Source organism: Parabacteroides acidifaciens (assembly GCF_003363715.1).
Classification (GTDB): domain Bacteria; phylum Bacteroidota; class Bacteroidia; order Bacteroidales; family Tannerellaceae; genus Parabacteroides; species Parabacteroides acidifaciens.
The window spans coordinates 36,713-51,138 of the sequence record NZ_QREV01000018.1; the positions used below are offsets into that span (position 1 = coordinate 36,713).

At 47.9% G+C, this 14,426-nt stretch carries 12 protein-coding genes and 1 pseudogene; 9 read left to right on the plus strand and 4 right to left on the minus strand.

The features are described from left to right. Nucleotides 1–4: 4 nt before the first annotated feature. The 6 genes and pseudogenes from DWU89_RS09540 (at nt 5) to DWU89_RS09565 (ending at nt 4,623) form a co-directional block, all read left to right on the plus strand. A complete protein-coding gene (locus tag DWU89_RS09540; RefSeq protein WP_115499417.1) occupies nt 5–451 on the plus strand; it encodes an OsmC family protein in 447 nt (148 codons plus the stop codon). Between the two features lie 123 nt (nt 452–574). Continuing rightward, entirely contained in the window at nt 575–1,267 is a 693-nt protein-coding gene (locus DWU89_RS09545) for an iron-sulfur cluster assembly scaffold protein (protein WP_115499418.1), read from the plus strand. Then, entirely contained in the window at nt 1,260–1,451 is a 192-nt protein-coding gene (locus tag DWU89_RS09550) for a hypothetical protein (protein WP_115499419.1), read from the plus strand. The genes DWU89_RS09545 and DWU89_RS09550 overlap by 8 nt, the downstream gene beginning before the upstream one ends. 8 nt (nt 1,452–1,459) lie before the next feature. Then, the gene (locus DWU89_RS09555) at nt 1,460–2,461 is read left to right on the plus strand and encodes a GGGtGRT protein (RefSeq protein WP_115499420.1); all 1,002 of its coding nucleotides are present in this window, start codon (nt 1,460–1,462) and stop codon (nt 2,459–2,461) included. Nucleotides 2,462–2,639: 178 nt separating this feature from the next. Then, nucleotides 2,640–3,036: pseudogene (locus DWU89_RS09560) on the plus strand (putative polyvalent protein kinase domain-containing protein). A 546-nt stretch (nt 3,037–3,582) separates the two neighbouring features. After that, nucleotides 3,583–4,623, plus strand: a complete 1,041-nt coding sequence (locus DWU89_RS09565; RefSeq protein WP_115499421.1) for a TQO small subunit DoxD — start codon at nt 3,583–3,585, stop codon at nt 4,621–4,623. A gap of 218 nt (nt 4,624–4,841) precedes the next feature. Here the strand turns inward: DWU89_RS09565 and DWU89_RS09570 are convergent, their stop codons facing one another. Next, complete coding sequence (locus DWU89_RS09570) at nt 4,842–5,357, minus strand: DsbA family protein (RefSeq protein WP_115499422.1); 516 nt, start codon at nt 5,355–5,357, stop codon at nt 4,842–4,844. Between the two features lie 114 nt (nt 5,358–5,471). On the opposite strand from DWU89_RS09570, the gene DWU89_RS09575 reads away from it, so the two are divergent. Continuing rightward, nucleotides 5,472–6,683 (plus strand): DUF763 domain-containing protein, encoded by a 1,212-nt coding sequence (locus tag DWU89_RS09575; RefSeq protein WP_115499423.1) that lies wholly within the window; start codon nt 5,472–5,474, stop codon nt 6,681–6,683. Nucleotides 6,684–6,686: 3 nt separating this feature from the next. Here the strand turns inward: DWU89_RS09575 and DWU89_RS09580 are convergent, their stop codons facing one another. Further along, nucleotides 6,687–7,121: a hypothetical protein gene (locus DWU89_RS09580; protein WP_115499424.1), complete on the minus strand. Its 435-nt coding sequence runs from the start codon at nt 7,119–7,121 to the stop codon at nt 6,687–6,689. 9 nt (nt 7,122–7,130) lie between these two features. Then, nucleotides 7,131–8,858 carry a serine protease gene (locus tag DWU89_RS09585; RefSeq protein ID WP_115499425.1) on the minus strand — a complete coding sequence of 576 codons (1,728 nt, stop codon included), beginning with the start codon at nt 8,856–8,858 and terminating at the stop codon, nt 7,131–7,133. 132 nt (nt 8,859–8,990) lie between these two features. On the opposite strand from DWU89_RS09585, the gene DWU89_RS09590 reads away from it, so the two are divergent. Beyond that, on the plus strand, nt 8,991–9,692 hold the full coding sequence (locus DWU89_RS09590) for an MBL fold metallo-hydrolase (RefSeq protein ID WP_392391925.1): 702 nt from the start codon (nt 8,991–8,993) through the stop codon (nt 9,690–9,692). A 173-nt stretch (nt 9,693–9,865) separates the two neighbouring features. Further along, nucleotides 9,866–12,460, plus strand: a complete 2,595-nt coding sequence (locus DWU89_RS09595) for a BamA/OMP85 family outer membrane protein (protein ID WP_115499427.1) — start codon at nt 9,866–9,868, stop codon at nt 12,458–12,460. A gap of 337 nt (nt 12,461–12,797) precedes the next feature. On the opposite strand, the gene DWU89_RS09600 is transcribed toward DWU89_RS09595, so the two are convergent. Next, on the minus strand, nt 12,798–14,423 hold the full coding sequence (locus DWU89_RS09600; protein ID WP_115499428.1) for a SusD/RagB family nutrient-binding outer membrane lipoprotein: 1,626 nt from the start codon (nt 14,421–14,423) through the stop codon (nt 12,798–12,800). Nucleotides 14,424–14,426: the final 3 nt, after the last annotated feature.

The window sequence follows — 14,426 nt, forward strand, 5'->3', positions numbered from 1 at the left end:
AGCTATGTCTGCTCAAATCACTTTAAAATGGAAAAAAGACTCTACTTTTGAGACAGAGTTAAATGGTCATCCCCTTATTATTGACACATCCGTGGAGAATGGGGGGAACGATGAAGGGCCACGCCCGAAAGCTCTTATGCTTGTGGCTCTGGCAGGTTGTACAGGAATGGATGTCGCCCCTCTCTTCCGGAAGATGAGGGTACGATTTGAAAGCCTGTCGATCGATGTTACAGCCGGGACGTCAGAAGGGATACCTATGATCTATACGGATTTCCATATAACCTATCATGTAACAGGGAATCCGGACGACAGTGCAAAAATGTTGAAAGCTGTCCGTATGTCGCAAGAGACCTATTGCGGAGTATCGTTTATGATGAAAAAGATAGCTCCCGTAACATGGCAGATTATTCTGAACGGAATACCACTTAATACTGATTCCGCCGATAAATAACGAACCGGGGCTGTTGCACGGCTGGATTAAAAATTTTATCTTTGTGCGGTCTTATTGAAAGCGATCTTACATTAAAATTAGCATAAAGTTTTATTATCACTTTAATATAATAAATTAGCGATTATGATTTATTCACATGAAGTTCAACACATGTGTGTTGTAAAGAAGGGAGCTGACCACCAGTGTGCTCCGATTCCCGAAGAAGGAAAGTGGGTTAGAGCAACTCAGATTTCTGACATCTCTGGTTTGACTCACGGTATCGGTTGGTGTGCACCGAAACAGGGTGGATGTAAGCTGACTCTGAACGTTAAAGAAGGAATTATTCAGGAAGCACTTGTAGAAACTATCGGTTGTTCCGGTATGACTCACTCTGCTGCTATGGCTTCGGAAATCCTGCCGGGCAAAACATTGCTGGAAGCATTGAACACTGACCTGGTTTGTGATGCTATCAACACTGCAATGCGCGAATTGTTCCTGCAGATCGTTTACGGTCGTACACAGTCCGCTTTCTCTGAAGACGGTCTGCCTATCGGCGCCGGCTTGGAAGACTTAGGTAAAGGTCTGCGTAGCCAGGTAGGTACAATGTACGGAACATTGGCAAAGGGTACTCGTTACCTGGAAATGGCTGAAGGCTACTGTACTCGTATGGCTCTTGATGCTGACGACGAAGTAATCGGTTATGAATTTATCCACCTGGGCAAATTCATGGATATGGTAAAGAAGGGTATGGATGCTAACGAAGCACTGGAAAAAGCAAAAGGCTCTTACGGTCGTTTCAAAGAAGCTGTAAAATATATCGATCCTCGTAATGAATAAGAAAACACTGACACGCGTCCTCCTTGGGCTGACAGCTATCACCATTGTGGCTTCGGTTATCACCTATTTCGTGATTAAACCGGATCGTCCCTGGATGGCTTTCTATGTGCTCTGTTGCGGCGGTGTGCTTGTTTTCAATTTTCTGATATCTTTATTCCTGGTAAATAAGAATTTTAAAAAGTAAAAAATAATATGGCTTTATTTGAAAGTTATGACCGTCGTATCGAGCATATCAACGCGGTTTTAAAAGAATATGGTATCAACGGTATCGAAGATGCAAAGGCTATCTGCGACGCTAAAGGTATCGACCCTTATACAATGTGTAAGGAAACACAACCTATCTGTTTCGAAAATGCTTGCTGGGCTTACGTTGTAGGCGCTGCTATCGCAATTAAGAAAGGCTGCATGAATGCTGCTGAAGCTGCCGAAGCTATCGGTATCGGTCTGCAGGCATTCTGTATCGCCGGTTCTGTAGCCGACGATCGTAAGGTAGGTATCGGCCACGGTAACCTGGCTGCCCGTCTGCTTCGTGAAGAAACAAAATGTTTCGCATTCCTGGCTGGCCACGAATCATTCGCTGCTGCCGAAGGTGCAATCAAGATCGCTGAAATGGCAAACAAAGTTCGTAAAGAACCGTTGCGTGTCATCCTGAACGGTCTGGGCAAGGATGCTGCTAAAATCATCTCCCGTATCAACGGCTTTACTTATGTCCGCACTCAGTTCGACTATATGACTGGCGACGTAAACGTAATCGAAGAAAAAGCATACTCTACCGGTCTGCGTGCAAAAGTTAAGTGCTACGGCGCTGACGATGTTCGCGAAGGTGTTGCCATCATGCGTAAAGAAGGTGTTGACGTATCTATCACAGGTAACTCAACCAACCCGACTCGCTTCCAGCACCCGGTTGCAGGTACTTACAAGAAAGAATGTATGGAAAACGGTCACCCGTATTTCTCTGTAGCATCCGGTGGCGGTACAGGCCGTACATTGCACCCGGACAACATGGCTGCCGGTCCTGCTTCTTATGGTATGACCGACACGATGGGCCGTATGCACGGTGACGCTCAGTTCGCTGGTTCTTCATCCGTTCCTGCTCACGTAGAAATGATGGGATTCCTCGGAATGGGTAACAACCCGATGGTAGGTGCTACGGTTGCCGTAGCGGTTGCTATCGAGGAAGCTATGAAGAAGTAATTCAGACTTCATATAAATAAAGCTCCTGTAATCTTGATGGTTACAGGAGCTTTTCTTTTTATTCCAACTCAACTTATTATACCTGTAAACTATAATATTCCCAAATTATCACTACATTTGCCAATCAAGATATATAATGGAATATGAACAGTACCTATATTAATGAGTTTCACAAGGAATGGATAGAGAGCACTCGACAGTCAATCGAATCTTGGAAGAAGCAGCCCATCTCTGTAGAAGATGTAAGGAGGCAGCAGGAGATGTTAGATCAGCAGAGGGCTATAAGAGAAGGCAAGTTGAAAAGTTAAAACAATATGATAGGTTTCACTTATAACAGTCAACAGGAATTCTGTGCCGTACTGGTCCAACCCTATGTTAGGGCAAAACGGGAAGCCACGGAAGATGAAATTGCGACTTATATGGAAGCATTAGGTTTCATTATGGATTATGCTGATGAGTTCCACAATGACAAGTACGAGATATTTGATGCAGTCCCCAATAATGTGCTATATGGAATAGATAGTAAGCTATACTTCATTGATACCCAAATCAGGCTAAGAACGAATAATCAATAAATCCGATAGATAATATATAAATCATCAGAACAAAACAAAGCTAAGATTGTTATTTAATAAACAAACATCAAATAAAAAGTTCTTCACATACATCATAAAACTGGCAAAGACAATAAACAATGACATCTAAAACAGGTAAACACTTGACAAGCTTCATCTTGTTCCCGATGATGTTCTTCTTGCTACTCTCCTGTCCAACAAAGAGAGAGTTCAAGCAGATGTTGCATATACCTGTTCGGACAGCCAATGTCGAAAATTGCAGTAATACGCTAAATACCTGTATCTTTGAGCTTTCTTCTTCCGGAAAGGAGCAAGATAAGCCTCAATATACATATCTATCCGATTTATTCTCAACAAACACACATATTTATCCACCGATCCGGACAACCCTGTCTGAACAAGTAAGACGAAATACAGATGTATTCATACAGACTTCACTGTTCATCTGTTATCGTAAACTAATTATTTAAGACTGCGTCACAATTGAGTATCCTCTACAGACAAAAGACTTAAACAAATTAGTTCACTTACAAATACATTTAGAATATGATAAATCAGAATAAACAGGAGATGTCCTATACATACTCCATGATCGGCTTATTTACCCTTTCATTACGGTTAGTGGTCGGATGGACCTATTTTTCAGCTTTCTGGAGACGCCTTATTTTAGAGAATAAACTGATACCGGATATGCCCGGCTATATAGGAGAAAAGTTCAATCACTTCCTGCCCAATGCCCTTGGCATTAAACCGATGATCGAATATCTGGTCACAAACCCGGATGTCCTTTGGTGGGCAATGGTTATATTTACAATTATAGAAGGGATCGTCGGACTATTCATCATGCTGGGATTGTTCACCCGGCTAATGAGTATCGGGGTATTCAGTCTGGCTACCGGTATTCTGTTAGGTTCGGGATGGCTGGGTACCACCTGTGTCGATGAATGGCAGATCGGGATATTAGGGGCTGTTGCCGGATTCACGGTCTTTTTATCGGGAGGAGGCAAATATTCCCTTGATTACCTGTTGATACCCAAAATACAGGGGTTGCGTAAGCTGCCATGGATCGTATGGTTGACCTCCGGAGCGTTACCGTTGAGAACCGGCACAATCAATAAAATAGCCGGAATCGGCGCTTTTGCACTGTTATTCCTGTCGCTTGCCACCAACCAGGTCTTTCACAACGGGGTCTGGGGAAAACTGCATAACAAATCGGTCAAGCCAAAGATTGAAATATCGGATGCAAGTATCGATCACGGCAAACTATCCTTTACGGTCTATCGCGTAGAAGGGGCAGATGTATATGGTTCTTTCCTGATCGGCATCACATTGAAAGACAAAGAAGGGAATGTGGTTCTGGACAAGGATGCGGAAGCACTGTCCAAGTTCCCGGCGTCAGACATCGAAAACAAGTATATTGCCAAAGTCGCACCGGGCAAGCATAGTCTGGTAATACCGCTCGGCAGCAAAGCAGGCTTAACGATCAGTGACCGTTCCATAGCCAATCTGCCGAAAGGGACATATACCCTGCTCCTTACCGACATTAGCGGGATTACCTGGAAAGAAGAGTTTACACATGAAGAATAGATATACCAATCCCCACAAAAAAGGAGTGTGTCAAAAGTCCTATTTATAGCGTCTGTGTCCTGGCGGGCTTGACCCGCCATCTCATCCTGATCACTGTAGATCAGTTTAGTATAAGGTTGCGGGGCAAGCCCGCAATGACACGCTAAAACGTTAGAACTTACTTTTGACACATTCCCTTTTTTCCAAGCACTAACCCTGCTTTATCCAATCATAAAGCTTTAGGGTAGCAACGACCTGAGATATTCCGGAAATTCGGCAGTCGTCCAGTTTCCTTCATATTTCCGGCCATTCACAAAGAAAGTAGGTGTACTATCCACTCCGTTCTTCTCGCCTGAAGTATAGTCGTCCTGTACTTTACGGGCATAAGATTCCAGGCCGAAATCATGTTTAAACTTCTCTACATCCATATCGATGATACGGGCATACTCTATCAAATGGGCATCATCCAACTCACGCTGGTTCTCAAGCAGGATATCATGCATTTCCCAGAACTTTCCCTGCCCCGAAGCAGCTTCTGCGGCAATAGCTGCATGCAGGGCATACGGGTGTACTTCCTCCAATGGAAAGTTGCGGAAAACGAAGCGGATATTATCTCCCTGCTCTTTCAGGATATCCTGCATGATATAAAACGCCTTTTTGCAATACGGACACTGATAGTCGGCGTACTCCACTATCTCTATCGGAGCCTCGGCAGGACCCAGGATATGATCCTTTTCTGTAACATGTAAACTCATATCGATAACTATTTTATTGATTATGAATTAAGAACACCTCTATCCGGTTGTTTGTTGCAAATATTATGCAATCAATCCGGATTGTTTGCATAGTTTTTATTTACCTTCGCAGGTATGAAAAGAGGATATGCAGATTTGCCGCTTCATTACGGGACAGTACCTCCCTGGCTTGCCCAGCGCATGTGCCTGTTGGGAGGCGCCATCGTCGAAGCGATTGTGATCGAATATGGACGCGCGGCTTTACTGCAACGGCTGAGCGATCCGTTCTGGTTCCAGTCACTGGGATGTGTACTGGGGATGGACTGGCATTCGTCCGGCATTACGACATCAGTAATGAACGCCCTGAAGAAAGCGATCAATAAGCGGTCGGAAGAGTTGGGCGTATATGTATGCGGCGGACGCGGAAAGGCATCCCTCCAGACACCGGCAGAGCTTTTGGCCATAGCAGGCAGGACCGGACTGAACGGAGACGAGCTGGTAAAACACAGCAAACTGTCTGCGAAAGTGGACAACACAGCCGTGCAAGACGGCTTTCAGCTATATCTTCACTCTTTTGTCGTTACCAAAGAAGAGGAATGGGCGGTTGTCCAACAAGGCATGAACCCCAACGAACGGATGGCCCGCCGCTACCACTGGCTATCCTCCTCCCTCCGTTCCTTTATGGAAGAGCCCCATACATCTGTCTGTGGCCGCAACCAGGGACTGATCCTGAACCTCACCGATAAACTCGCCACTCCGACAAAAGAGGGTATCCTCGAACTGACCAAAGAGACACCCGACAAGCTTATGCATGAAGTATCCCTCATCCTGCCCCGCCACCACGAGGTGAAAGCTGAAGATGTCAACCTGAAACGTTTAGGCGCCGCCTTGATCCTGGCACACGAGACGAATGTTTCCGATATGGAGTCGCTCCTACTGCTTGAGGGGGTCGGCCCCCGGACATTGCAATCGTTGACATTGGTCAGCGAAGTGATACACGGAACCCCCTCGCGCTTCTCCGATCCGGCCCGTTTCTCTTTTGCACACGGCGGGAAAGACGGACATCCTTTTCCTGTCCCGACAAGCGTGTATGACGAGACGATCGAAGTATTCGACAAAGCGATCCGGCAAGCAAAGTTAGGAGACAAGGATAAATCCGAAGCCCTGAAGAATCTCTCCGTTATCTCACAAGAGATGGAGAAAGGCTATACACCCAACAATTACTTTGATAAACTGGTGGAACACGAACGAAACACCTCCTACAAATATGGCGGGAAAACAGTATATGGAGATGCTAAAAAGCCCAAAGGCAAAGGTGGGACGCAACTTAGCCTTTGGGACGAATAATGGTTATTTCCTAACTAACGTGTACTTATACCCCGTTTCCGAACAATCTTGCAGAAACAGCGTATCTCCCTTGATGGAGAGCGGGAAAGCCGGATTGGTTTCATAGAATACATCCATCAGGTAGGCCTCGTAGCCTAAACCTGTATCCGCTTTGCGCCAGTTCAGGGCACCCGGTTCCGCCTTACCGTCTTCAGTCCAGACGTACCGGTCACCATCGAAAGTGATGAACGTATTCTCGTACTCGCAAAACTCACGGGCATTCTTGCCACTTACCAGTTCCCACTTCCCGTTGACCAACTGCTTGATCTCCGGCAGGTCTTTTTCGATCAGCGAAAGGTTAGCCTTCGTTGTCTCTTTCTTCTTATTGTCCTGGCAGGCCGTACCCAGAGGAAGGATACAGACAAGCAGTAGCAGCCATACTTTCATCAGATTCTTCATATCTCTTGTTTATTTACAGTGTTCCTTAATCAATTTGTCGGCAAGCGGGTCGCCCAGCTCTTTCGCCTTATTGAACGCCTCGCAAGCCTCAGCCTTTTTCTCCAGGCGGACATAGCAGACGCCACGCAAACGGTAGCAAGCCCCGAAATCGGGTGCAATGGCAATCGCCTTCTCTATACTCTTCAGGGCATCTTCATACTTCTGCAGACGCACATAAACGGAAGCTTCTTCAGCATAGTAGTCCGGTGTCTGCGGGCTTGCCGAAATAGCCTCCTGGATGTCCTTCAACGCTCCTTCCAGGTCACCGGCACGGAACTTCGCCTGTTCACGCAGGAAGTAGAAATTAGGCAACACTTTCCCGCCGGCCAGCACATAATAAAGGTCATAGTCGGCAATCGCCTCGGCATACTGTGCCAGACGGAGGCGCCAGTCGATCCGTTCCAGGACATAGGCAGCCGCTTCGTTATTCATATTCGCTCCGCACTTCTCGACAGCCTTGTCCAACAGGTCGATCACATCCCCGATATTGAACCCGGTGATCCGTTCTTTTGCTTTCGCCGCCATATAATAGGATGAGGCGGAAGCAATATCGCTGTTATTAACGATCATGTATTCATCGAATGCCTGTTGAAACTCGCCTTTATTGAAATAGATATCCGCTTTCAACTGATGGTAAGCAGGCAGGTCATCCTCTGCAATCGCCTTGTCCAACGCCTCCATAGCCGCATCGATTGACCAGGCAGGATCGGTCAAGGTCGTATCAGCCGAAGCCACACCATAAATCAGTTTGGCACGGTTATACCAACTATCCGCCTTCTTGTCGCTATACTTGGAGGCTGTCTTTATATCTTCCAAAGCTTTCTCCAGATAGGAGACCTCTTCAGCCGGCGAACTTGCCAGATCGGCACGGTTATAAGCATAGAGGTCGGCACGGTTCAAGTAGCCTTCCTGTGCGCTCGGGAAAGTGCCGATGAAATCATTGATTGTCTCCAGACACGTCTTCGCATCCTGTGTCCCGGCAAGTAAATAGAGGGCAACGGATGCCTGGTCTACCTCTTTCGGCCATCCTTTCCGGATACCGATACTGCGGTAAACAGAGCCTAAATAGTCGGCAGACCCGATCGACAGGCTGCCCGCATAACCGGCGGAAAGACCGTAGCACACATCTTTCTTCCCCCCCGCATCGGCCTGCGCCAACGCAAAAACCTCGCCTTCGGGTGTCAATAACGGAGCATTCAGTTCGTTCTCATCCAATGCGATCGCCATCTTATAATATTTATAAGGATCTTTCAATTTACTCACTTCGGTAATTGCTCCCGACTTAAAAGACGCCGTCTTTCCGGTAGAAAAGGGCAAAAGGTAAGCATTCGTACCGTTCGCAACCGGTTCGGCAGCGATCACGAGAAAAGCGGCTTTCTTGGGGACCTCTACCTGGAACTTTATAACATCGTAGAGTTCATCCGCTCCCTGTATATTCTTAACCGGGTATGTCTTTCCTTCCGTATCGGTAACGGTCGCCTTCTCAGCCCCTTTGAAGATATCGTATGAAGAGACAGCATCACCGGCCTCGGAGACGAAAAATCCCGTACCCGTAGCCAGTTTGTTACCATCCTTTCCATAAGTTGTAATCGTAAAGACGGCCTTTTTAGCCTTGTCCATCCATTTAGGGGCGTTTTTCTGAGCTGCTGCCGACAGGCAGAGGCAGCTAATAAAGATCAATTGCAGTATTCGTTTCATTTCTTTTCATGTTATCAGATACGGACGCAAATGTAAGGATTTATCTCTAATTGTTATCCTTTTTCCCTTATCTTTGTCCAAACGTTTTACCTTTCAAACCTGTTATTTATGAAACATCTATTATTTATTCTTATGAGCAGTCTGTTTGCATACACCTCCCTTTCGGCAGGTAACTTTACAGTTGATAAGTTGAAAACGCGCGACGGCGGCGAGCTGGCCATCACATTCATCAAACATGCAAGCCTGATGATCGAATACGGCGGCCATGTCATACAGGTCGATCCCGTCTCCGAATATGCCAACTATGCCACCTTCCCGAAAGCAGACATCATCCTGATCACTCACGAACATGGCGACCACCTGGACAAGAAAGCCATTGCTGCGTCCGAAAAGGCCGGCACACTCATCATCGCGAACGAAAACAGCCAGAAAATCATCGGCAAGGGCACCGTCATGAAGAACGGAGACAAGCTCAAACCGACAGACTATCTGACGATCGAAGCCGTACCCGCCTACAACACGACTCCCGGAAGAGAGAAATTCCATCCCCGCCACCGTGACAACGGCTACATCCTGACATTAGGCGGCACGCGTATCTATATAGCCGGCGACACGGAAGACATCCCGGAGCTGAAGAATCTCAAAGACATAGACATCGCCTTCCTCCCGGTCAACCAGCCCTATACAATGACCGTTCCCCAGGCGGCCAACGCTGCAAGGATGTTCTCGCCGAAAATCCTGTACCCCTACCATTACGGGGACACAAAGATCAGCGAACTCAAAGAGGCTCTGCAAGGTAGCGGCGTGGAGGTAAGGATCCGGGAGATGCAATGACACAGGCGAACGCAAATCCGCTATTGCTCTTTTAAAAAGTAAACACAATTCCTTTTTTAACTTAATCTTGTCCTTCGGGAGCTACTCCGGATAGGGGTAAAAACGGCATTTCAGTCTTTAGGTTAAACGCAGGTCATGAACATGAATGCGGCTAATCTAAAACAAGGATTGATATGTTGATGAAAAATGTGATGTTGATTCTTTTCCTGGCAAACGCAAACACTCTCTTAGCCCAGGAAAACGACACGGTCAAGGTGGAGAAGCCCGCCGGAGTACCGGTAGTCTCTTACTCTTCCCCTAAAGAATACACCATAGCCGGGATCGAGGTGACAGGGTGCAAGGATTATGATGATTTTGTATTGATCGGCTTTTCCGGGCTTTCGGTAGGTGACGTGATTTCCGTTCCCGGAAGCCAGATAACAGATGCCGTCAAACGCTATTGGAAGCATGGCCTGTTTTCCGACGTGAAAATATCGGCATCCAGGATCGAGGATGACAAGATATGGCTCGAGATCCATCTCAAGCAGCGGTCCCGCGTCTCGCAGGTCAACTACAACGGCATTAAGAAATCGGAAAGAGAAGACCTGGAAAGTAGGCTGCAACTGAAGAAAGGACACCAGATCACGCCCAACCTGGCAGACCGGGCAAAGCTCGTCATACAAAAGTACTTCGAGGGAAAAGGATTCAAGAACGTAGATGTGGAGATCAACCAAACGGATGACCTGTCGCACGAAGGACAAGTTATCGTAGATGTAAACATCGATAAAAACGAAAAAGTAAAGATCCGCAAGATATCGTTCCGGGGTAATGAAGCTTTGACCGACTCCGAGCTGAAAAAGGCGATGAAAAAAACGAACGAGAAGTTTAACCTGTCACGGGACTTCAAAAGCAGCCTTCTTGAGATATTCTCCACAAAGAAATTTACAGCAGAGGAGTATGAGAAAGACAAAAAGAACATAATCTCGAAATATAATGAAATGGGTTACCGCGACGCAGTGCTGACAGCCGACACCATACGGAACGTCAATGATAAGACCGTCGACATCGACATCCGGATAGAGGAAGGCCGGAAATACTATCTGAAAGGGATTACGTTTGTCGGTAATACGCACTACTCGACCGATTTCCTTACCGCAGTGCTGAATATGAAAGCAGGAGAAGTCTACAACCAAAAGAAGCTGAACGAACGGCTTATCAGTGACGATGACGCCCTGTCGAACGTCTACTACAACAACGGTTACCTGTTCTTTAGCGCCGACCCCATAGAAACGGATGCCAGCAATGACTCCATTGCATTGGAGATCCGCATACAGGAAGGCCCGCAGGCTGTCATCAACCGGATCATCATCAATGGGAACGAGCGTCTTTATGAAGATGTGGTACGCCGTGAGCTGTACACCAAACCGGGGATGATGTTCAGCCGTGAAGACCTGATGCGTTCCGTACGCGAACTGGCCCAATCGGGGCATTTCGACCCGGAACGGTTGGTTCCGCAACCGCTGCCCAATGCTGAAAACGGGACGGTCGACATCAAATACGACCTTGTGTCAAAAGCCAATGACCAAATAGAATTCTCCGCCGGTTGGGGACAAACGGGACTGATCGGCAAACTAAGCCTGAAGTTCACCAATTTCTCGATGAAGAACCTCCTCAACCCCAATTCATACAAAGGCATCATCCCGCAAGGTGAAGGGCAGACACTGACGTTGAGCGGTGAGACGAACGGGCGTTATTACCAGGCCTACAGCATTGCCTTCATGGACCCCTGGTTTGGGAAAAAGCGCCCGAACGCTCTTTCCCTGAACGCATACTTTTCCCGGCAGACCGGCATCAGCCAACGTTATTACGACCGCAACTACTATCAAAACAGTTTCGAACAGAGTTTTGACCCGGACCAGTCTTTTATGTCACTTGGGGGCTCCGTCGGATATGGCAAGCGGCTGAACTGGCCGGATAATTACTTTCAATTCTCGGCGACACTGAACTACCAGATGTATATAATGAAGAACTGGAACTCTTTCCTTGCTAAGAATGGCAACAGCCATAACATAAATCTCGAACTCCGGCTGCAACGTAATTCGATAGACAACCCTCTCTATACCCGGCGGGGGTCACAGCTGGATCTGTCCGTAGCCCTGACACCGCCCTATTCGTTGTTCGACGGAAAAGATTATGCCGCTATGGACGACCAAGACTCCCGAAAATTCAAGTTCGTCGAATATCACAAGTGGAAGTTTAAAGCCAAATTCTTTTCACCGCTTGCCCCGTCTTCCGTGAAGCGGACTCCGGTCTTGATGACACGCGTCGAATATGGCTTTGTCGGCTCTTACAACAAACATAAGAAATCACCTTTCGAGACCTTCTATGTCGGGGGTGACGGGATGAGCGGTTATTCCGGTGCCTACGGGACTGAGACGATTGCTTTGAGAGGTTACGAAAACGGTTCTATTGCAGGCAGCGACGGTCCTGAGACATTCGGCTATGCTTATTCAAAGCTCGCGATGGAACTGCGTTATCCATTCTTACTGGAACCTTCATCGACGATATACGGGCTGGTGTTTCTGGAAGCGGGTAATGCCTGGAAGGATATGAAGTCATTCAATCCGTTCGACCTGAAACGATCGGCCGGAGTGGGTGTCCGTATCTTCCTTCCAATGATCGGCCTGATGGGACTGGATTGGGGATATGGCTTCGATGTTCCCAACTATGGAGGCAAGGGCAAACGCAACGGCAGTAAACTCAGTTTCGTATTAGGACAGGAGTTTTAATTCCTGCCCCTACGAAGCCTGCTATTTTGATTCAAATATTCTTGAAACTGTAAAAAGCGTGAAGGTCCTGACTTGTCAAGATTGCCTGTAAAATGATCTTGCAGTACTTCATGGGGTTACGGTGCCGTAAAGGAAGGAACAACCCGGCAGATAGAATGAACGATGCCGGATGTGTGCCCCTTCCATACCCACCCGCTATTCATGTCACAGCTGTGAAACAAAAGAAATCCAATTGTAACATAGAAGGAGGACAGTTGTGACATGCAAAGAAGACAACCGTAACATGCAATAGAGGACCGATGTTTATCCGTTATTGATTCAAATATTCATACATGAACTAAAAATTGCGTCCAGTATCCCACCACAAACGACTGCCGGCATGGTCCGGTTTGCCGAAGGCTTCGACAAGTCTCTCGTAGAGAGGGGCGTCGGTATCGACGATATCGGCGGGGAAGTTCAGGCGGCGGATCATCGTTTCGGTATCGATGCAACCGTCTTTGCTGTTGTTGATACGCACCGGGAAGAGGCGCGGATAGCCCGTACGCCGCTGTTCGGCCCAGGCTTCGCCACCTTCCGGGAAGAGGGCGATCCATTTCTGGGTGATTATCTTTTCGAGTTTCACTTCATGGGATGCCTCTTCCTCCCACTTGGGGGTGACAAGGCAACGGGCTGCAATATCGTTCGCAGGATCGAAAGCGTCCCGATAATCGGCCCCCACCCTTTCGGATTGCAGATAGTCATCCGATCCATCAGCCCCCCACTGGCGGAAAGAGGTGACAACGCCTTCGCGGTAACAAGTGCCGGGGTCTTCCGCAGTCCACCCCCGGAGGGCGGCTTCGGCACGCAGGAACCAGATTTCAGCAGCGGTCATAAGAATCGGAGCAGTCGACTGGTTCACGTACAGGCAGGAATGGGAAGCGTAGAGAAAATGGGAAAAGCAGGTACCTTGACGAATCCCCTTGTAGCGGTTCTTCAAAGCTACGACCGCCTCATCGCCCGGACGTTCCACATCTTCCGCACAGGGCTCGAAAAAGAGCTCCATGCGGGGATCTTCATAACCGGTGAGAATCGACTCCATAGAGGCGTTCATGAAAGCTTCACCCCATACCCGGTTGATCTCGCCTAATGGATTCTGATAGCCGTTGCGGGTCGAGACGCGTACGCATTCGGAAGGCTGTTCGAAGACACCCGCTTTATCGAAAGCTGATTTGAGGAACTCCGCCTTAGCCCGCGCAGGGTCAACCATTGCGATACGGACAGCCAGACGCATCCGGAGTGAGTTGGCAAAACGGAGCCACGAGATGGGACGGCCGTCCAGCAGGATGTCAAACTTCGAGATATCCGGACCTTTCGCTCTCGACTCGGCATATTCACGGAGTATGCCGGCCGCTTCATCCAAGTCGCGAAAGAAAGCGTCGTAGGCTTCTTGCTGCGTATCGGGACGGTAATTGCCCTCGGTGTTTGCAAAGTTCGTATAGACGATAGGGCCGTAGATATCCGAGATGCGGTGCATCACTTCCACCTTCAATACCTTGGTCACGGCATAGACCGAGGGGTAAACCACACGCGTGGAATCTTCCAGTTTCTTGATCTGGGGCAGGACATAAGCGTAGGTATAGCCCCAGTCGGTGCCATTCCAGCCATCCTGAAGGTTATAATCAGAGTTATGGCTACCGCCATTCAGGGGTTTGTAATCATGCATATAGCCGCTGAACATATCGGCGTTCAGGTTCTGCATCAACTGGAAAGGCCAGTTCTTGCCTTTGCCGAAGTCGTAGTTGAAGTAGATACCTTGCTGGATGATGTCGAGCGGGATGCCGAGGTTATTGAAGTCGATCTTCATATCTTCGTCAGTGATGCCGGTCTGATCCGTATTGAAATCTTTGAAGTCGCCGGTGCACGAGACGAGCAAAGCGGATAGTGCCAACAGGGTGGCTACGAGTGTTATAGATAGCGTTCTCATAGG